This is a genomic window from Aliivibrio sp. A6 (assembly GCF_028765505.1).
Taxonomy (GTDB): Bacteria; Pseudomonadota; Gammaproteobacteria; order Enterobacterales; family Vibrionaceae; genus Aliivibrio; species Aliivibrio finisterrensis_A.
Genome location: NZ_JARACR010000003.1, coordinates 124,344 through 143,528, shown reverse-complemented (window position 1 = coordinate 143,528; position 19,185 = coordinate 124,344). Strand labels below are relative to the sequence as shown.

The window sequence follows — 19,185 nt, the reverse complement described above, 5'->3', positions numbered from 1 at the left end:
AAAAATGGCTAAATTTGCATTATTAGCCAAAAACGGCTAAATTTACATTTTCATGCAAAAGAGGAATTTTAATGTGGAGCATACCTATCAACCTATCGCAGTGATCAGCGGCGATATTGTCAATTCAACTAAGTTAACCTCTGAGCAGTTTGAACAATTACTTAATCGAATCAAAGAGATCCAGAAATGGATTACTGAAGGGAATTCATCAAATGTACATAGTATTGAGCGTGGTGATGAGTTTCAGTCTGTAGTCCATGATATCGAAAGCGCTCTGAGATACACCATTATTTATCGGCTTGGTATTAAGTCTCTTGGTAATGAGTTTGATAGCCGCATTAGTTTTGCTATTGCCTCTAATGCCGATTTACGCGAGTCGGTGTCTGAATCAATGGGTGAAGCATTTGTTCTTTCTGGTCGAGGGTTAAAAGCCTTGAAAAACGCGAGGTTATTTTTTGATTCTGACAGCTCCGAGCTCACAGAGTACTTTGACTTACTCTTTAAATATCTTGATAGACAACTCACCGAATTAACTTCGCGCCAATGTGAAGTGATTCTTCCTATGCTTCAAACTAATGAAGGTTTGCTGGTTGGTGAGCTAGCAGAAAAGCTTAATGTTGCGACCTCAACTATCAGTAAGTCACTTAAAGCTTCTGGTTGGCCGTTAATTAGTGAGTTAAATCGAAAATTTATAAACAAAGTGGTGGGATTGAGGCATGTTTGATTTTTTTGGTATTCTAATACCGTTCTTGCTGATACATATTATCTGCGATTTCTATCTACAACCAAAGCAATGGGTAGAATCAAAGAAAGAATCCAATATTAGGTGGAGAGAGTAATTCTAGTATTAGTGGTCTTGTCGCTGGTGGTGAGTTGATTGGTTATTTAGAACGAGTTTTAATATTGACCTTTACCCTCGTAGGGAGTTATTCAGCGGTGGGTTTTGTATTAGCAGCTAAGTCAATATTTAGATTTGGTGAATTGAATAAATCAAACGATCGAAGCATGACTGAATATGTATTGATTGGTTCAATGTTATCTGTGGTTATCACTACATTGCTCGGAACCTTAGTATCACTTGGTTTAGATGTTAAAATTAAGTGATTAGAAAGAGAGGGTGTAATTGATTCTGTGTTACTGCAGTTTAGTTCATTTACATTGATTGAATTGTGGACTACATCTCATTGAAAAAATGCTTCAGTTCAATCGATTTAATTCTTTATTTGATTCATTTTATTAGGAGTATTATTCGATCGATTCAAAACAATAACTCAATATAAGGTTAACTATAATGAAAAAAATATTATCTTCTTTTGGTCTTGCTCTTGCTCTGATATCCACCCACTCTTTAGCTGCTGATAACTATCTTTTAGAATCTAAATTATCTTCAGTCAGCTTTACTACAATTAAAAACCAATTTGTTGTAGAACCAGCCACAATAAACACGTTATCTGGTGAATTAAGTGAAAGTGGGAAATTTTCTATCGATGTAAATCTAAAAGGGATCAGTACTGGGATCCCTATTAGAGATGCTAGATTGAATGATATATTCTTTGAGTCAGTGAAATACCCTGATGTTAAAGTAAGCGGTAAAGTGGACTTGGCTGCGCTATCTAATGGACCTAAAAAGCTAGTTATTCCTGTGCAAGTCACAATGTATGGTAAAACAAAATCAATTGGCTTTCCTGTTGTAATCTTAAAAAATGACAACTATGTAATGGTGAGCTCGTCTTCATCAGTAATTGTAGGCGCTTCAGATTTTGGACTTCCTAGTGAGAACTTAACGAAACTTGCTGCAACTGTTGGTGGAATAAAAATATCGGATAGAGTTCCAGTTTCTCTTGCATTAGTATTTAAAAAATAAGGATTTATTTCTTAAGTATAAAAAAGTCTGGATATTTCTAGGTTTTTTTATTATCTCGCGATTAAATTGATCTGTGTAATGCTTTCAAATATCTGTAATTACAGTATAAATTAGTGTTACAGTCTTTGGAATTGTGTCTTAAAAGTGAAAATAAGAGATAAATGAAAGCCTAAAAGTGTCTATTTTGTTAATCATCACCTATATTCTTTTTGAACAATAACTTGATTCGGGATAAAAAATTAAAGCGAAATCAAGAGATAAAAATTATATAGGAATTATTATGAATAAATACATGGCAGAGTTTATAGGTACGTTTTGGTTAGTGCTAGGCGGTTGTGGTAGTGCTGTATTAGCCGCTGGCTTCCCTGAGCTAGGTATAGGTTTTGTAGGCGTAGCACTTGCGTTTGGTCTAACAGTATTAACAATGGCGTTTGCTATTGGCCATATATCCGGTTGTCATTTAAACCCAGCAGTGTCGGTAGGTTTGTGGATTGGTGGACGTTTTGATGCGAAAGATGTAGTGCCATACATTATATCTCAAGTGCTGGGTGGTATTGCGGCAGGTGGTATTTTATATCTAATTGCAAGCGGTCAATCGGGTTTTGACTTGGCAGGTGGTTTTGCATCAAATGGATTTGGGGATCACTCTCCTGGTGGCTACACAATGACAGCGGCACTTATTACAGAAGTCGTACTAACTGCAATGTTCTTAATTGTAATCATGGGGGCAACAGATAGCCGAGCCCCAGCAGGTTTTGCTCCAATTGCGATAGGCTTATGTTTAACGCTTATTCACCTTATCAGTATTCCTGTTACCAATACATCAGTTAACCCGGCTCGTAGTACCGCGGTTGCCGTGTATGTTGGTGACTGGGCTACGTCACAATTATGGTTGTTTTGGATTGCGCCGATTGTTGGTGCGATAATGGGGGCACTTATCTATAAAGTGATGGCGAAAGAGTCATAATAGAGACAGTGTTATTAGAGATATAAAAATGCCGATGAGGTTGTCATCGGCATGTTTTACTTTTGAGCCATGTTTTCCATTTCGGCCAAATCATATAATCGGATATCGATTTTGGCGTAATCATTGCAGTGCTCACAGGCATAATATTTTGCACCATCACAATATTGATGCTGTAAAACCATTGCCGGTTTTTGGCACCAATCACAATATCCTTCTAAATTAAACATATCACTTACTCTTTAACCAATTAAATGTTGATGAATAATTGTTACTTTTTTGTAACACTTAATTGAGTGCGAAGTATACAGAACGACGCTTACATGTAAAGGTTAAGCTCAGTGTTCTGCGTCAGTTATCCTTTTATTGTGTGGTAGGCTTTATTTATTTCAGCAAACATCACACCATCAGCACCATGATCAGGGTGATGAAGTTGTGCTAATTTTCGATACTGTTTCTTAATGTCACTGCTGCTGCTTTCTAGTGTTACACCTAATAATTGATGAGGCGTAAATTGTGAAAGTAGTTTTTTTGTTTCTAATTCAAGAGTCAGTCTTTTTACTGTGCTTTCTTGTACATCAGAGCGTATTTTGAGTTTTTCATAACTCTCTTGCAGTTGCTTCATTTTTTCATTGTGCAATGAGTTAACAAAACTGTTTTTTAAAGCATCATCACTTTTTGTTTGTTTCATGGATTGCTTTAAACGTAACAGTAAAAAGATCAAGATAACCCCCATAATCGCAATTAATAGATAACTGCCGATGGTGATTAACAGCGTCGGTTTTTCCATCTGCTTAATAATAATGGTTTTGGGTTCAGGCTCAGATTCTATGACATTAGGCTCATTAACTTGTTGTGACGCTTTTTGCTGTTGTATCTTTATTTCTTCGATTACACGCTCGTAACCTAACATGGCTTCCCCATGGCCATTATTTGAAGCGATTTGGTACCATAATGAGGCATTATATAAATCCACCGCACCAGATAATCCATATTCGTAGATCTCGCCTAAATAGAATTGTGAAGGTGGGTGATTTTGTGTCGCGGCACGAGTAAACCAATAAATAGCTTGTTTAATGTCTTGAGCAACCCCGTAACCGTTTTTGTAGATTTGACCAAGATTAAATTGAGCGGTGGTATTGTCCTGCATTGCCGCTTGTTTATACCACTGTATAGCATGATCAATATTAATAGGGCGGTTAGTACCCGATTCGTACTCCATAGCGAGCTTTACTTGGGCGCGAGCATTACCAAGCTCTGCTTTTTCCTCCAAGGCGTCAGCGAAAACAGAAAAAGAAAAAAGCGTGAAAATGAGAAAGAAAAATCGACACATTGTAGGAAAAGTCGTTACTGATTAAAAGACCGCGCTAGTGTAGCGATTTGAAGGCAGAAAAACAAATAAGAAGTAGATGTTATAGGGAAAGTAATGCGGTACAAATAGAAGTCAATAAAGACAAATAATATAAATATCAGTTGCTAGCGAACACAGGAGAATGTATGGTTTGCCCGTTTTAATATTAAAGGCCTATTTTTACTATGAAAGTAAAACATATATTGTACACATTATGCCTAGTCGGTGTTATGGGGATGGTATTTACTCTTGGGTATGCATACAAAATTACTCAAGATTCGAATCGATTAAATCAAGCACAGTTGGATCTTGCTGAGCTAAGAGTTAATTTATTAAATATGCGCCGAAATGAAAAGGATTTCATGACTCGTCTAGACATGAAATATTTGAATAAGTTTGAAAAAAACGCGCAACTTTTTCATAGCAATAGTGAAGCTATTGATAAGACGTTGGATGTATTTGGTATTCATCTACAGCAGCAAGAAGCTATTCAACATGAATTAAAAGAGTATGTTCTTGTTTTTCAAAATTTAGTCAATGCATATAAAACCTTAGGGCTAACGGAGCAAGATGGTTTAGTCGGGGATTACCAACAAATCAGAAAGCCACTTTATCTTCAAGCATTTCAAAATCATGATGTTGAGTTATTAGAAGGTATTTTATTATTTGATGAGGCGATTCAAAAAGGCGATACCATACAAGAGACGAATCTTAATAGTAATTTGTCTGAGTTAGCTCTTTATGCGAATAAAGTTATCGACCAAAAGAAGATACTAGGGTTAGCGTATAACGAAGGTATTAAAGGTGATGCACGAGTGCAATCATCTGAAGTTGAGCGTAAGTTTTCTCTCTTAATTAACGAATTAGATGAGAAAGTGACTGATTATGTGAACTATTTGAGCTGGCAAAAATATTTGGTTTCAGGGGTGTTGATTATCTCATTGATTTCTTTGTCAATTATGCTGTCTTTAGTTATCGTTCGCCGTATATCGAGTCAAGCAAATGTGATTAATGAGATCATCGAAACCAATAATATTGCATTAAGAGCAAAAAATATTGGTGAAGATGAAATTAGCCAAATAGGCTCAAGCTTTAATAGCTTATTGGATAAAATACAGTTATTAGTGAGTGATTCGCAACAAAAATCAAGTGGGCTTGCTCATAGTGCGTCAGAGATGCAGGTTCAGCTTGAAAAGAGTTTGGATGATTTTAATAGCCAGTTGCAGCATACCATGCGAATGTCAGCAGCTATTCATGATATGAGTCTGAATGTTGCGGATATTGCCAATAATACCGAAGCTGCAGCAGAAAATGCCACCGTATCTCATCGCAATGCGACAGAAGGGCAGTTGACATTACAAGAAGCATCGAAAGGGATCACTCATTTATCTTCGGTGCTATCTCTAAGCCAGCAAGATATTACGCATTTAAGTGAGCTGGTTGATAAAGTAGGCAGCGTGGTAGCGATTATTCAAAGCATTGCTGAACAAACGAATTTGCTTGCGTTGAATGCTGCGATAGAAGCGGCTCGTGCAGGTGAGCAGGGGCGAGGTTTTGCTGTTGTAGCAGATGAAGTACGCTCATTAGCGACTCGTACACAAGAGTCAACCGAAGAGATCAGTGGCATTATTGATTCGATTCAAGCACAAACCAGTAAAGTGGTTAAGAATATCGATCAATGCAGTCAACAGGGTAAACGATCGGCAGATCAGGCGACCAAAGCGGAAGATATCCTTAATCAGATTATCATTGATATGTCGATGATCTCCAACTCATCAACTCAAATAGCGTCTGCGATTGAAGAACAAAATGTAACCACAACGGATGTTAGCCAAACGATCCGTGAGCTGGGTGAATTAACGAAAAATAATATTGATTCAGCTCAACGGTGTCTACTGGAAATTCAAGGTGTTGCAGCTCAATCTGAAGACATGAAATTGCAAGTATCTCAATTTAAAATAGATTAATTGCTTAATTAGAAAAGGCGCATTCTGGTAAAGGATGCGTTTTTTTTCGTCATAATAAAAAGTATATAGCCACAACGCTCCTGCCATTTCCCTCATTTTAATTGTCAATATTTTCAAACGATTGCGACTCATATCTCACTTCAATTATCTTCAATGCTTTAAAAAAGCTACATCATCACAAATTGGTAATGTTAAACATTCACATCAGTCGTTAAATATTTTACTGTACGCTGCTCTAAAATATGGATATTTTAATTACGGATAATAAAAAATGACAATAAAAAACTCATGACTGCATCACAATTGGTGTCACTGATTGAAATCGACATGCTTAATCTAAGAAAGGAAGAAAAAGATTTCCTATCACGAAAAGACATGAAATATGTTGATAGTTTTAATGAACGATTTTCTATATTTAACAATCACTTTACTGAACTTACACTTACTTTAGATAGCGCAGGTATTCCCTTTGAAGATTATGAACTATTAAGAAGTACTTTTGATCGTTACCAAGCACATTTTATTAATGTCGTGAATATGGAAGTTCAAATTGGTTTAACGGAAAAGCAAGGCGTGTATGGAGCATTACGAGAAGACGCGCATAACTTAGAAATGCTGATCAACAAAAGTGATGACATTATTTTAGAGACCGGCGTACTTCAACTGCGTCGTAATGAAAAAGATTTCATGTTGCGCAGCGATAAAAAATACGTTGAATCGCATCAAGCAAACAGCCGTAACCTTAAGGCCTACTTATCGCAATTAGCGGATGTAGATGCGCTGCGTGTATTGGAAGAGTATGAAGCAACGTTTAAAAAATTAGTTCAATTGTCTCACTAACAAGGGCTAACAGATTATCAGGGGAATATTGGTGAGTTAAGAAAAACGATCACCATAACCGAAGATGAATTACGCAGTAACTCTGAATATCTAGAGAGTACGATTCTTGTGGTGGCTGCGGATGCGAAACGTCTCCTTACGATTATGGGGATAGGTATTGTCATCTTACTGGGTGTATTGATTGTCTTTTTATCGAATAAGATCACTGGGCGTTTATCGCAAATTATGTCAGCAATGCATAATATCTCTAAAGGGGATGGTGATTTAAGTGTTCGTTTAGATGAAAAGGGTCAAGATGAAATTGCTCAAATTGGCCGCGCTTTTAACGTATTTGTGAGTAAAATTAATGACACAGTAAGTTTTGTTTCTTCTCAGGTGCTTGAATTAGTGACCATGTCGGAAAAAATGTCAAAAGCGGTCGATGATGCAAAAGTGAACTCTGTACGTCAGAAGGATGACCTATTACAAATGTCAGGGGCGATCAATCAAATGAATGTATCCATCTCCGATGTGGTGAGCAGCGTAGCTTTGGCTGAAGAGTTTTCAGTAAAAGCGTTAAATGAAGCGAATAATGGCGCTAACATTACGCAAAAAGCCAGTGATGATGTAAGAGAATTAACGAATGAAGTGAATGAAGCGGCGAAAGTCATTCAAATCTTGGTTAACCAAAGTAATGAAATTGGTGAAGTGGTTGATGTGATTGAAGGCATTGCAAGTCAAACCAATTTATTGGCTTTAAATGCAGCAATAGAAGCGGCAAGGGCGGGTGAGTCTGGGCGAGGTTTTGCTGTCGTGGCAGATGAGGTGAGAAGCTTAGCCATTAGAACTCAGTCTGCAATTCAGCAGATCATGAATTTAACATCAGGCATAACAGAACAAGCTCATGCGGCATCTAATTTAATGAAGTTAAGTGAAAATCAAGCTGCCAAAACTTTGAGTCAAACTCAGATAGCAAATAGCACATTACTAGGCATTAATGAGGCCATCAATCAGGTCAGTGATTTGAATAAACAGATTTCAATTGCGACTCAAGAACAAAATGAAGCAACAAATGAGATAAGTAAAAAAATGCATAATATCAATATTTTGTGTGAGAGTTCTAATGAGAATGTTACGATTTTGAATGATGAAAATGAAGCACTTATGAATATTGCGAATAACTTGGCATCATTGGTGAATCAATTTAAATTAAATGAGCTTGATAGCAAAGCAGCATAACGCAAATGCTATATTAACGAGCAAACATAAAAAAGGGCGTATTGAGTTTCCTCTATACGCCCGAAATCACCTTGTTAATACTTCATTCGTGTAAATGAGGTATTATTTTACCTCTTCAAACTCTGCATCAACCACATCATCTTCTTGCTTAGGTTGCGCTCCAGCTTCAGCACCTTGTTGTGCTTGAGCTTTCTGTTGAGCTATTTCCATTAGCTTTTGTGCTGCTTGCATTAGCTCTTGAGTTTTCGCATCGATTGCTTCCTTATCATTACCAGACTTAACGCCTTCTAGTGCTGTAATTGCTGCTTCGATTTTTGTTTTCTCGTCAGCTGGAAGTGCATCGCCTGCTTCTTCGATTTGTTTCTTCGTACCGTGGATCATTTGATCCGCTTGGTTACGTGCTGTTACTAACTCTTCGAACTTTTTGTCCGCGTCTTTGTTTGCTTCAGCTTCTTGTACCATTGCTTCGATTTCTTCGTCTGTTAGACCACCTGAAGCTTGGATTGTGATCTTCTGCTCTTTACCAGTCGATTTATCTTTTGCAGATACATTTAGGATACCATCAGCATCTAGGTCGAATGTTACTTCGATTTGTGGCATGCCACGTGGTGCTGCTTGGATACCTTCTAGGTTAAATTGACCTAGAGATTTGTTGTAACTTGCTTGCTTACGCTCACCTTGAAGTACGTGGATAGTTACCGCACTTTGGTTGTCTTCAGCAGTAGAAAACGTTTGATCCGCTTTTGTTGGGATTGTTGTGTTCTTCTCGATTAGCTTAGTCATTACGCCACCCATCGTTTCGATACCGAAAGACAGAGGAGTAACGTCTAGTAGTAGAACGTCTTTAACGTCACCTGCTAATACACCACCTTGAACTGCAGCACCCATTGCTACTGCTTCATCAGGGTTCACGTCACGACGCGCTTCTTTACCGAAGAATTCAGCTACTTTAGCTTGAACCATAGGCATACGTGTTTGACCACCAACTAGAATAACGTCAGTGATTTCGCTTACTGATAAATCCGCATCTGCTAGAGCTACTTTTAACGGTTCAAGCGTACGGATTACTAAGTCTTCAACTAGAGATTCTAGTTTTGCACGCGTCACTTTAACGTTCATGTGCTTAGGACCAGTCGCATCAGCAGTAACGTAAGGAAGGTTTACGTCAGTTTGTTGAGCTGAAGACAGTTCAATCTTCGCTTTTTCTGCTGCTTCTTTAACACGTTGCATAGCAAGAGGATCAGTTTTAAGATCGATACCTTGCTCTTTTTTGAACTCATCTACTAAGTAGTTGATCATACGGTTATCGAAATCTTCACCACCTAGGTGAGTGTCGCCGTTTGTCGCAAGAACTTCGAACGTTTGCTCGCCATCAACGTTGTCGATTTCAATGATAGAAATATCGAATGTACCACCACCAAGGTCGTATACTGCGATAGTGCGATCGCCGCCTTTTTTGTCTAGACCGTAAGCTAATGCTGCTGCTGTTGGTTCGTTGATGATACGTTTAACATCAAGACCTGCGATACGACCAGCATCTTTCGTTGCTTGACGTTGAGCATCGTTAAAGTAAGCAGGTACAGTAACTACTGCACCAGTCACTTCTTCACCTAGGAAGTCTTCCGCTGTTTTCTTCATTTTCTTAAGAATTTCAGCAGAAACTTGAGGAGCAGCCATTTTTTGGCCTTGCGCTTCAACCCAAGCATCACCGTTGTCAGCTTTAACGATTTTGTACGGCATGATTTCGATATCACGTTGAACTTCTTCGTCTTCAAAACGACGACCGATCAAACGCTTAATCGCAAATAATGTGTTTTGTGGGTTAGTAATCGCTTGACGCTTAGCTGGCTGACCTACAAGAGTTTCGCCATCTGTGTATGCAATTACCGATGCCGTTGTACGTTCACCCTCTGCATTCTCTAAAATACGTGGCGTATCGCCATCTAAAACAGCAACACAAGAGTTAGTTGTACCTAAGTCGATACCAATGATTTTACCCATAATAATTTTTCCTTTGAATTCGCATTAGTTATTTTAATGCAAACATTTTAAATTAGATGTTTTTTGTAAGCGTAAACCGAGTATGAAGATATAGGTTTACGCTATTCTCAATGAAATATATTGCTATTTGTTGATGGCAATCTTACGTGCTTGGACGGCTTCTGGTACTTCTCGAACAAGATCGATATGAAGTAATCCATTTTCCATGCTTGCTGCAGATACGGTTACATAATCAGCAAGTTGAAATTTTCTTTCAAAATTGCGCTCTGCAATGCCTTGATAAACGTAAGTTGGTTTTATTTCAGATGAAGTAATGTCACCTGACACAATCAGCATATGTTCGTCTTGAGAAATTGTTAACGAATCTTCAGAGAAACCAGCAACAGCCATGGTAATACGGTAGTTGTTCTCGTCTTTCTGTTCGATGTTATAGGGTGGGTAACCATTTTGAGATGGTTTGTTAGCGCTGTTTTCTACAAGATTAAACAGGCGATCAAAACCAATGGCATGACGGTATAGGGGAGAGAAATCGATATTACGCATAATACTATCCTTTAAAATAAGCAATAGTTCTCGACGCACTAAACGAGGAGAAAGAACTCATATTCAGAGCCAATATAGACTCATTAATGACATATGGTTCAAGATTAAATATTAGAAACAACGCTACTACTCTTTAGTAAGTAATCAGTAGAGCCGCTTCATTGTGATAACGTTTTGTTCCCTATAATAAGGCGAACCAGTTATCAATGAACTCCAAATGGCAATTCATGTAATCAATATATGCTTCCGAAACTTTGCTGTCAACACTTTGATTAGAAAATTTAATGATTATTTTTTGATTTGTATTTTTAATGCAGATATTCGCTTTCAATGATGATTGACCCTTTAAGTGTTATAATCGAGAAATACTTTATTCTTTTCCATTAGTTGGAATGATATGTTCGACCAAATCAAAGCATTCATAAATCCAAATAAAAACCCTGATTTAACTCAAGCTCACGAGTTTCAGCGCAAGCATTTACCTACATTGTGGCTATTGGGTAAAACAGGTGCGGGTAAATCTTCTTTCATTCAGACGTTAACAGGGCTTTCATCTGTGGAAGTGGGTAATGGCTTCGCTCCTTGCACCATGACTGCTGAGGCGTATGAGTTTCCGCAAGATAAGCCAATTATGCGCTTTTTAGATACCAGAGGGTTGGGTGAGGCAGATTACGATCCAAAGGACGATCTTGAAGAAATAGGTCAATCAGGTCATGCGCTTGTCGTTGTCATGAAGGCCGATGAACCAGAACAATCTTCAGTCATAGCGGCACTAAAACAGATCAAGAAGAAAAAGAAAATTAAGCATTTGTTGTTGATTCATACCGCGGTACTTCTTAGTGAAAAGGCAAATCGTGATCGCCAAACGACTTTTAACGAACAGCAGGTTAAAGAGGTATGGGGTAAAAATGTTGAGGCAATCTCGGTTGATTTTGAAACCAGCGACGGCACAGTATATAACTATGATGAGTTAATAGAAGAACTCACTAAGATATTACCTGTCATCGGCATGATGGTGGATGATAAAGATCACGCCACTGTTGAAGAAGCAAACTTTGATAAAGTTGAGAACGAAGTGCTTTGGTATTCAGGCAGTGCCGGCGCTAGTGATTTAATTCCAGGGGTAGGGTTAGTCTCTGTTCCTGCCATTCAAGCCAAAATGTTACATAGCTTAGCCAATCAATACGGCGTTGAATGGAACAAGAAAACCTTTAGTGAGTTGATAGGTACATTGGGCAGCAGTTTTGCTTTGCAATATGGAGTAAAGCTCGGTGCAAGACAATTGGTTAAATTTATCCCCGTTTATGGTCAAACCGTGGGTGCGGTTGCCGCTGCTGCAATGAGTTTTGGAACCACTTACGGATTAGGCAGAGCCGCTTGTTTCTACTTTTATCATAAGAGTAAAGGCGAAGAAGTATCAACTCAGGACATGCAAGATCTCTATAAAGACTCTTTGAAAAAAGGTAAGGAAGCGTCAGGTTATGCACAAGATTAAACGCCTATATCGTCTATTATCGGATCTCTCTGGTGGACGCTGGGGGATAGTCATTATCTCCTCAGTGCTTCCTGTCATCATTATGATGTGTTTCGCTCTGTTTCTTGCAGTTAAATATGGCCACCTATTAGAGCTGTCTATTACCATTGCTATCAGCACGTTGGCGGTCAGTATTCCTTTATTTATTCTAAGCCGCACCGCAGATAAACCAGTTAAAGCCGTAACAGAAGAAACCAAAATTGAGATTAAAGAGGGTCTGGTTAAAGCCTCTGAAGAGTGGTCTCATAATGAAGTCGCCATATGGAAGCAATCACAGCACTATTCACGAGAGTTACTCAAAGACAATGTTGAGTGGGGAAACCTTGATGAAATAGGGTTGGACGTTCTTGAATTTGTGGCAACTAAGTTTGATAAAAAAGCGTTAGATTTCTCAATTCCTGAAGGCTTAAAACTGTTTGAAGAGATCAGCCAGCGATACAAAGTTGTGGTGCAAGAACATATTCCCGGTATTGAGTATTTAAAGCTCTCGTACATTAAAGCGGGATATGACGCTTATGATAAATATGGCGATGTGGGTCAAAAGATAGTAAAAGCCGCGATCTGGGCGAATCATGCAAAAAATCTTTATTATAATCCGCTAAAAGTCGTGTCTGATCTCAGTCGAGAGCAAGCTACCTCATCAATGACCAGAGGGGTGGTGTCTGATATGCAGCAAACCGCCAAAGAAGCGTTACTAGACGAAGTCGCTGCGGTTGCCATTGACTTATACAGTGGTCGATTTAGTTTGGAAGAGGGTGACTTACAAGCATCAAAGATTTCAAAACAAGATGAAAAGAGAGTAGCGACAGAGTTAGAGCCGATCCGAATTGTGATGGTCGGTCAAACCAGCTCGGGTAAGTCATCGATTATAAATACATTAAAAGAAGAATTTGTCGCAGAGGTCGATGTACTGCCATCTACCGATAACGTGACGGTTTATAGCGCATTCGTCAATGAAGCTGAAGTGAATGTGGTTGATTTACAAGGACTAGACGGTAACGAAAAAACTGAAAAGCAGATGTTAAAAGAGATGACTCAAGCGGATTTAGTGTTGTGGGTATTAAAAGCCAATCAATCGGCTCGTGATCTTGATAAGCAATTGAATGAAAAATTCGAGCGCTATTATGCCGATCCAAAAAATATCTCTCGTAAAAAACCAACCGTTATTTCAGTGGTAAACCAAGTCGATAGATTAAATCCGGCTTGGGAGTGGGAGCCACCTTACGATCTAGAACAGCCAACAGCAGCAAAAGCAAAAGTGATTAAACAAGCGATGGAATACAACAAAAAGCTGTTGTGTTCCGATCTTGTTTTACCGTTATCAATCTCAATAGATAAGACGCATTTTGGTGTTGAAGAGTTAAAACAGACGCTAGTAGACAAAATCACCGAGGCTTATAACGTACAGCGCAATCGTCAGCGAAAAGAGGCGATGGAGAGAGGTGCATCATTGAAAAAACAACTGGGACGTGCAGTAAATGTCGGTAAGAAGGTAGCGCCAAGTGCCCTAAAAGCAGCAGCCCCAAAATTGGCTGAAATGGCAATAAAGAAAAAAAGTAAGCCGGTTTAAATGTCAAATAGTGCAGAGATAATAGGGCTAATAAAATAGCAGAGGCCTGCCTCTAATATGATCTCATTAGTTGCTACGTAAATATAAACTAACCACAAAATCAAACCAAAAAATAATAATTGAGCATTGCATCATGCTGTAATTTTTATTACAGATAGCTAAAGTGGCTACTATTTCGTGAACTCTGTTATGAGTGATTTGATAGTACCTAAGAAGTAGCAATATCAAAACTGGTTGAAATAGCGATATAAGAAAAGAATCAAATATCGCGTTATTTAAAATCGCCACCTTTAATAATAGAGGTAGCGATTTTATTAGTTAATTACTAATAGAATTAAAATAAAGGTTAAGAGAAGTCTTGAGAAATAATATTCTCAATATTTCTTTCAGCTAAGGCTGCGATTGTTAGTGCAGGGTTTGCACATCCATTATTACCAGGGATCAATGCACCATCAATAACATAGAGCCCATTGTAGCCATGGACGCGGCCGAAAAGGTCTGTCGCTTTCCCCATTTCCATTCCTCCAACAGGATGAGCACCAGTAAAAATAACATCTGAAAAACCCTGAGCACCGATACGTTGCCAGTTGGCTCGAGCAACTTTATTGTTTACGGCTCGGAGTGCATCAGTTGCATCTTTTTCTTTTTCTTTAGGGTAGTGCAGAACAGCGTCATCGATAGAGGCATCATAGCTAAAATATCCTCGATTTTTAAAATCTGCTGTAACAGATAGCATCATAGATATTCCTACATCTGCAATGCCAGCATTTGCCCAGTTCTCGGCAGCAACAGGACTTCTTCCTGCTTCATCAACATAGATGGCGGTAGGAGAAGGGGATGCTTGAGCAATACCAGCGGGCAATCCAAATAAAGATTGTCTAAATGACATGCGATTACCGTTATCTCCCCAGTTTTGACCTACATGTTCATTTAGATCTGGTAAATCTCCTCTTTCTTTTGCTCTGACTAGCATACGACTTGTATGGTAAGAACCTGCGGATAAAATAAGTTTGTCACAAGTAATCGATTTCTCTTGAACAATATTTCCATGGGCATCTAATTCGCGAATATCTAGTTCATAAATATCGCCATTCATTCGAATATTGGTGAGTTCATGTTTGTGATGGAAAGTTACATTGCCTGTTGCTTCTGCTAATGGAATGTAGTTTTGGCCAAGATCATTTTTACACCCATTGCTGTTACCAAAATTAGTTAGGCCAATAGTTGCAGATGGTAAGCCTTTTCCTTTTAGCTCTTGTTGAATGACATCCCAATTCCAGTTACCTTCAATAAGGTAGGGTGAGTAGCCTGCTTTTGAAACTTCTTTGTTCCAATCTCGACAGTGTTTGAATGGCGCGCTTGCAAAAACATTTTTTGGCATATTGCTGTATTTTAAGATTGATTTTACTCGTGGATAATAAACATCGACCATTTCTTTGTATGATAGCGCGCTTGGGTAGAGTTTATTAAAATGCTCTTCTTTTGGAATAACCATTACTCCGGTATAAATTACAGAACCACCACCTACAGCTGTCCCTAACAGAAGGTCTGAACCATCTTGATTGTTTTCTCCTGGTTTATCAATGACATCAAGGACACCACCGAATTTTTCAATAGAGCGAGGAGTGATACTTTGTAAGAAAGGAAGATCAAAAGTAAGGGCTGGAAAGGTAGTTTTTGTTCTTTGCCAGAACATACGTTTATCTGCAAGCATGTCATGAGCAAAAACTGCTCTTTTAGAATCGTTTGGCCATCTATTACCTCTTTCTATCACTGCTGTTTTAACACCAGCAAGCCCGAGTCGATAGGCACTTATTGCGCCACCAAAACCACTGCCGATAATGACGACTGGAAGGTGCCCGTTAATTTGAGGGGGGCGCTCAAAAAGTTCAGGCAGGTAATGTTCTAACTTAGGCAGTTTTTTAAATTGATCAATTGGCTTTTCTTTTTCTGGGCGAAAGAAAAATGCATGAGAACTTGTTGATGTAACACTCACCCCAGCAGCAACAGAAGTCGCTACGCAAGATTTTAAAAACACCCTTCTATTAGTATTTGTCATCAGTGACGCTCCTTTACTATGCAATAAGACTAATTTTATTAAGATACTTAATGATTAATTTAATTGGATGGTATCAGTTCAAAAATTATACAGCCAGAATGGAGTTCTTTGATTATGTTAACAATTTTACTTTTGTAATTAATGTCTATTTTCTTATTATATTAAAAGGTATATTTTTACTAACGACTAATTAAATTGATAGATTAAAATCTAGAAATATTATTTGGGACTAGTTAAAATTCGGGAAATGTAGCATAAATAAAGAGAGAGCAAGTATTCTTAAGTAATACAATGCAGTTTAATGGAGGACGGATTTAAACAATGTTTGTAGATAAGCATCTTCAGGATGATTTTCAAAGTTAGTCGGAGTAAATTAAAAAGATAGAGTATAAGAATAATAGTTTTGTATTCTTATATCGCCTCATACTTTGATTTATCTCGGACTAATAATCATGATTTATATATATGGTGCTGATGATAGAGTACTCCTAACACGTTGGTGTTTTAAACTGAATTTGAGCCAAGTTTAGATTAAAGGGCGATGTTTGTTTATTCGTAATGAGAAAGCCAACTTGCTTGATGTCTTCCGCCACAAGATCGGGAGCGTGATTAAGTAATTGCCCTCTAAAAACAGCTTGAAAATTGTGTAAGTGAAATGTCTTTTTCTGCTGCTTTCCTTTAGTGGTAGCAAAATCGTGTTTGTATTGAATACGCTCACTATTTTTCCATGTAGTAAGTCTTAATTGATAGGTATGCCCATCGCCCGTGAACATAAATTCTATTGTGTTTACTTCTTTAGATAGAGACTCAATATAGCGCTTTATAGAGCTAAAGCCTCCATTGTTTTCTAGTGATAATGCACCTAGAAATCGACATGTTTTCCCATCGTAGTAAAGCTGGCCAATTGAAATGCCACCCATTACGTTGTCATTTACCGCAGACCACCGTTGATACTCGTCGGGGTTTGTAAAATCAATAATTTCAAATTGTTGTTCACTCATCCTAACTTTCCTTAACACTATGATTTTCCGAGATCACTGCCAAACACTGTGTCGTGAAATCAGAATAGTTTGATGCGCGGTCAAATTCGATTTTGAGAGAGCCATGAAACATCAGCGTGACGGTCACATCTTTATAGCCTAGCCAACAGGTATATCCATCGTAATCGTGCCATGCACAAAGCTCGCCCAATACATATTTGTCATTGAGAATATGTCCTGATGAGCGAACGCACTCAAATACTCTAAGAAACTCTTTAATGGTAAGTCTGTTATCCATGTGAAACTCCTGACTTGTCTACGGGAGAGTAGTTTTTATTATCTAGCTAACTACGACTGAGTGCCGTACCTAGATCACTCTGATAAACGGATTTGAACTAGTTGATCTTTTTTGTGAACCACAAAGTGCTTTGCCGCGTAATGTCTCTGTAAGTCGGTAATGATTCGGTTCTTAGTATCTGGCTATCTTTAATGACGTTATGGAGAGCGACATGAAAAAATCACAGTTGCCAGAAAAGATATGCATCGTTTGCCAGAGACCATTTAGTTGGAGAAAGAAATGGGAGCGAGATTGGCCTATGGTTAAATATTGCTCTAGGCGTTGTCGGTCTTTACGGCATCAAAGTGAATAATGAATTTACAAACAATGGCTTAAGATAAGGGATGATTATGAACGACACCGCTGACCGATTACGACTCATTTTAGGTGACCAATTAAATGCCAGTCATTCATGGTTTCAACACCGTGATCCACAAACGATTTACGTGATAGCAGAAATGCATCAAGAAACGGCCTATGTAAAACACCATGTGCAAAAAGTGTGTGCTTTTTTTGCTGCGATGACCCAGTTTGCAACCGCATTAGAAAGTGCAGGGCATCGAGTGATGCATTTAACCTTGGACGATACAGAGCCATTTGAAAAAATAGACGATCTATTAAATCACCTTATTGCTAAACACCAAATTACCCATTTTGAGTATCAACTCCCTGACGAATACCGTTTACGTAACATACTCGATAAATACTGTTTGTCGTTAGCAATATCTTCTCAAGCTTATGAAAGTGAACACTTCTTTCTCTCTGAAGCGCACATTGAAAAAGAGTTTAAGCCGAACCATCATCATCGTATGGAACCCTTTTATCGTAAAATGAGAAAGCGCTTTAATATTCTGATGGAAGAGGGGGAGCCCGTTGCAGGCAAGTGGAACTTTGATAGTGCAAATCAAAACAAATTAAAGCCGAGCGAGTTTGATAGTGTGCCCACGCCTTTATTATTCGCGAACGATGTCACTGATATTCTTGAGCGCTTAGAACGTCATAATGTGACGATGATAGGCCAAGCGGATAATCACCTACTATGGCCTGTAAATCGGCAGCAGGCGAGTGAGTTATTAGTGTTTTTCTGTCGCTATTGCTTACCGTTGTTTGGGAAGTTTCAAGATGCAATGACATGTAAACTTGATGATTTACTCACACAAAAACAATGGAGTTTGTTTCATAGCCGTTTATCCTTTGCTCTTAATGCAAAAATACTCAGTCCTATGCAAGTGATTGATGCTGCTATTACGGAATTTAATCAACGCCCAGATGCCATAGATATTGCTCAGATAGAAGGTTTTGTACGTCAAATTCTAGGGTGGAGAGAGTTTGTACGTGGGATCTATTGGCGCAATATGCCTGATTACCAAAACTTAAATACACTTGAAGCGTCATTATCATTACCAAGTTGGTTTTGGACAGGAAAAACAAAAATGAACTGTATGCATCATGCAATACAGCAATCTCTTGATTTTGCCTATGCACACCATATTCAACGTTTGATGATCACGGGTAATTTTTGTCTATTAACAGGTATTAAACCTGATGAAGTAGATGAGTGGTATTTAGGGATTTATATCGACGCAATCGAGTGGGTTGAAATGCCAAATACTCGTGGCATGAGCCAGTTTGCAGATGGTGGCATTGTTGCTTCTAAGGCTTACGCTGCCAGTGGTAACTACGTGAATAAAATGAGTGATTATTGCTCTGATTGTCACTATAACGTGAAACAAATAACTGAACCCAAAGCATGCCCACTAAATGCGCTGTATTGGCACTTTATGCATACACACATTGAGCAGTTTAATAACAATCCACGTACCAGAATGGTCTATGCAAATTGGAAGAAAAAATCAGCAGAACAGCAGCAAGTTATCTTAGATAGAGCGGAGCAGTTGTTGTTGAATATTGAGGAGTTGTAGGTTGTTTTGATAAATATATAGTTATGTATATCGTT

The 19,185-nt window shown here is 38.4% G+C and carries 18 protein-coding genes; 11 read left to right on the top strand and 7 right to left on the bottom strand.

The window, feature by feature from the left end:
- Window positions 1-73 precede the first annotated feature (73 nt).
- The 4 genes from PVK70_RS02995 (at window position 74) to aqpZ (ending at window position 2,831) form a co-directional block, all read left to right on the top strand.
- Entirely contained in the window at window positions 74-724 is a 651-nt protein-coding gene (locus PVK70_RS02995) for a hypothetical protein (protein WP_130047941.1), read from the top strand.
- Window positions 717-839 carry a DUF3307 domain-containing protein gene (locus PVK70_RS19080; protein WP_242504774.1) on the top strand — a complete coding sequence of 41 codons (123 nt, stop codon included), beginning with the start codon at window positions 717-719 and terminating at the stop codon, window positions 837-839. The genes PVK70_RS02995 and PVK70_RS19080 overlap by 8 nt, the downstream gene beginning before the upstream one ends.
- A 452-nt stretch (window positions 840-1,291) precedes the next feature.
- Complete coding sequence (locus PVK70_RS02990) at window positions 1,292-1,864, top strand: YceI family protein (protein WP_130047942.1); 573 nt, start codon at window positions 1,292-1,294, stop codon at window positions 1,862-1,864.
- A 280-nt stretch (window positions 1,865-2,144) separates the two neighbouring features.
- A complete protein-coding gene (aqpZ, locus tag PVK70_RS02985; RefSeq protein WP_130047943.1) occupies window positions 2,145-2,831 on the top strand; it encodes an aquaporin Z in 687 nt (228 codons plus the stop codon).
- 56 nt (window positions 2,832-2,887) lie between these two features.
- Here aqpZ and PVK70_RS02980 read toward each other — a convergent pair whose 3' ends face one another.
- Both PVK70_RS02980 and PVK70_RS02975 read right to left on the bottom strand, forming a co-directional pair.
- The gene (locus tag PVK70_RS02980; RefSeq protein ID WP_130047944.1) at window positions 2,888-3,058 is read right to left on the bottom strand and encodes a hypothetical protein; all 171 of its coding nucleotides are present in this window, start codon (window positions 3,056-3,058) and stop codon (window positions 2,888-2,890) included.
- A gap of 125 nt (window positions 3,059-3,183) precedes the next feature.
- Window positions 3,184-4,161 carry a J domain-containing protein gene (locus PVK70_RS02975; protein ID WP_130047945.1) on the bottom strand — a complete coding sequence of 326 codons (978 nt, stop codon included), beginning with the start codon at window positions 4,159-4,161 and terminating at the stop codon, window positions 3,184-3,186.
- A 203-nt stretch (window positions 4,162-4,364) separates the two neighbouring features.
- On the opposite strand from PVK70_RS02975, the gene PVK70_RS02970 reads away from it, so the two are divergent.
- The 3 genes from PVK70_RS02970 to PVK70_RS02960 all read left to right on the top strand — a co-directional run bounded on the left by PVK70_RS02970 (window position 4,365) and on the right by PVK70_RS02960 (window position 8,204).
- Window positions 4,365-6,146: a methyl-accepting chemotaxis protein gene (locus tag PVK70_RS02970; protein WP_130047946.1), complete on the top strand. Its 1,782-nt coding sequence runs from the start codon at window positions 4,365-4,367 to the stop codon at window positions 6,144-6,146.
- 288 nt (window positions 6,147-6,434) lie between these two features.
- The gene (locus tag PVK70_RS02965) at window positions 6,435-6,986 is read left to right on the top strand and encodes a hypothetical protein (protein WP_130047947.1); all 552 of its coding nucleotides are present in this window, start codon (window positions 6,435-6,437) and stop codon (window positions 6,984-6,986) included.
- Between the two features lie 108 nt (window positions 6,987-7,094).
- Entirely contained in the window at window positions 7,095-8,204 is a 1,110-nt protein-coding gene (locus PVK70_RS02960; RefSeq protein WP_130060010.1) for a methyl-accepting chemotaxis protein, read from the top strand.
- A gap of 102 nt (window positions 8,205-8,306) precedes the next feature.
- Here the strand turns inward: PVK70_RS02960 and dnaK are convergent, their stop codons facing one another.
- The gene (dnaK, locus tag PVK70_RS02955) at window positions 8,307-10,205 is read right to left on the bottom strand and encodes a molecular chaperone DnaK (protein WP_274441263.1); all 1,899 of its coding nucleotides are present in this window, start codon (window positions 10,203-10,205) and stop codon (window positions 8,307-8,309) included.
- A 123-nt stretch (window positions 10,206-10,328) separates the two neighbouring features.
- Window positions 10,329-10,748 carry an Hsp20 family protein gene (locus tag PVK70_RS02950; protein WP_130049326.1) on the bottom strand — a complete coding sequence of 140 codons (420 nt, stop codon included), beginning with the start codon at window positions 10,746-10,748 and terminating at the stop codon, window positions 10,329-10,331.
- Between the two features lie 397 nt (window positions 10,749-11,145).
- On the opposite strand from PVK70_RS02950, the gene PVK70_RS02945 reads away from it, so the two are divergent.
- Together PVK70_RS02945 and PVK70_RS02940 are read left to right on the top strand one after the other, a co-directional pair.
- Entirely contained in the window at window positions 11,146-12,243 is a 1,098-nt protein-coding gene (locus PVK70_RS02945; protein ID WP_130049325.1) for a YcjF family protein, read from the top strand.
- Complete coding sequence (locus tag PVK70_RS02940) at window positions 12,230-13,852, top strand: GTPase family protein (RefSeq protein WP_130049324.1); 1,623 nt, start codon at window positions 12,230-12,232, stop codon at window positions 13,850-13,852. Before PVK70_RS02945 ends, PVK70_RS02940 begins: the two co-directional genes overlap by 14 nt.
- A 346-nt stretch (window positions 13,853-14,198) precedes the next feature.
- Here the strand turns inward: PVK70_RS02940 and PVK70_RS02935 are convergent, their stop codons facing one another.
- From PVK70_RS02935 to PVK70_RS02925, 3 genes are all read right to left on the bottom strand, one after another.
- On the bottom strand, window positions 14,199-15,911 hold the full coding sequence (locus tag PVK70_RS02935) for a GMC oxidoreductase (protein WP_130049323.1): 1,713 nt from the start codon (window positions 15,909-15,911) through the stop codon (window positions 14,199-14,201).
- A gap of 488 nt (window positions 15,912-16,399) precedes the next feature.
- Complete coding sequence (locus tag PVK70_RS02930; RefSeq protein ID WP_130049322.1) at window positions 16,400-16,912, bottom strand: CIA30 family protein; 513 nt, start codon at window positions 16,910-16,912, stop codon at window positions 16,400-16,402.
- 1 nt (window position 16,913) lies between these two features.
- A complete protein-coding gene (locus PVK70_RS02925; RefSeq protein ID WP_130049321.1) occupies window positions 16,914-17,189 on the bottom strand; it encodes a DUF3081 domain-containing protein in 276 nt (91 codons plus the stop codon).
- A gap of 199 nt (window positions 17,190-17,388) precedes the next feature.
- Between PVK70_RS02925 and PVK70_RS02920 the strand changes: the two genes are divergently transcribed.
- Both PVK70_RS02920 and PVK70_RS02915 read left to right on the top strand, forming a co-directional pair.
- Window positions 17,389-17,541 (top strand): DUF2256 domain-containing protein, encoded by a 153-nt coding sequence (locus PVK70_RS02920; protein ID WP_130049320.1) that lies wholly within the window; start codon window positions 17,389-17,391, stop codon window positions 17,539-17,541.
- A 37-nt stretch (window positions 17,542-17,578) separates the two neighbouring features.
- The gene (locus tag PVK70_RS02915) at window positions 17,579-19,150 is read left to right on the top strand and encodes a cryptochrome/photolyase family protein (protein WP_130049319.1); all 1,572 of its coding nucleotides are present in this window, start codon (window positions 17,579-17,581) and stop codon (window positions 19,148-19,150) included.
- Window positions 19,151-19,185 lie beyond the last annotated feature (35 nt).

What these genes read in the sequence shown, in the direction of transcription:
- PVK70_RS19080 (WP_242504774.1), top strand. Translation starts at nt 717, where the DNA reads ATGTTTGATTTTTTTGGTATTCTAATACCGTTCTTGCTGATACATATT.
- PVK70_RS02990 (WP_130047942.1), top strand. Translation starts at nt 1,292, where the DNA reads ATGAAAAAAATATTATCTTCTTTTGGTCTTGCTCTTGCTCTGATATCC.
- aqpZ (WP_130047943.1), top strand. Translation starts at nt 2,145, where the DNA reads ATGAATAAATACATGGCAGAGTTTATAGGTACGTTTTGGTTAGTGCTA.
- PVK70_RS02980 (WP_130047944.1), bottom strand. Translation starts at nt 3,058, where the DNA reads ATGTTTAATTTAGAAGGATATTGTGATTGGTGCCAAAAACCGGCAATG.
- PVK70_RS02975 (WP_130047945.1), bottom strand. Translation starts at nt 4,161, where the DNA reads ATGTGTCGATTTTTCTTTCTCATTTTCACGCTTTTTTCTTTTTCTGTT.
- PVK70_RS02970 (WP_130047946.1), top strand. Translation starts at nt 4,365, where the DNA reads ATGAAAGTAAAACATATATTGTACACATTATGCCTAGTCGGTGTTATG.
- PVK70_RS02965 (WP_130047947.1), top strand. Translation starts at nt 6,435, where the DNA reads ATGACTGCATCACAATTGGTGTCACTGATTGAAATCGACATGCTTAAT.
- dnaK (WP_274441263.1), bottom strand. Translation starts at nt 10,205, where the DNA reads ATGGGTAAAATCATTGGTATCGACTTAGGTACAACTAACTCTTGTGTT.
- PVK70_RS02950 (WP_130049326.1), bottom strand. Translation starts at nt 10,748, where the DNA reads ATGCGTAATATCGATTTCTCTCCCCTATACCGTCATGCCATTGGTTTT.
- PVK70_RS02945 (WP_130049325.1), top strand. Translation starts at nt 11,146, where the DNA reads ATGTTCGACCAAATCAAAGCATTCATAAATCCAAATAAAAACCCTGAT.
- PVK70_RS02940 (WP_130049324.1), top strand. Translation starts at nt 12,230, where the DNA reads ATGCACAAGATTAAACGCCTATATCGTCTATTATCGGATCTCTCTGGT.
- PVK70_RS02935 (WP_130049323.1), bottom strand. Translation starts at nt 15,911, where the DNA reads ATGACAAATACTAATAGAAGGGTGTTTTTAAAATCTTGCGTAGCGACT.
- PVK70_RS02930 (WP_130049322.1), bottom strand. Translation starts at nt 16,912, where the DNA reads ATGAGTGAACAACAATTTGAAATTATTGATTTTACAAACCCCGACGAG.
- PVK70_RS02925 (WP_130049321.1), bottom strand. Translation starts at nt 17,189, where the DNA reads ATGGATAACAGACTTACCATTAAAGAGTTTCTTAGAGTATTTGAGTGC.
- PVK70_RS02920 (WP_130049320.1), top strand. Translation starts at nt 17,389, where the DNA reads ATGGAGAGCGACATGAAAAAATCACAGTTGCCAGAAAAGATATGCATC.
- PVK70_RS02915 (WP_130049319.1), top strand. Translation starts at nt 17,579, where the DNA reads ATGAACGACACCGCTGACCGATTACGACTCATTTTAGGTGACCAATTA.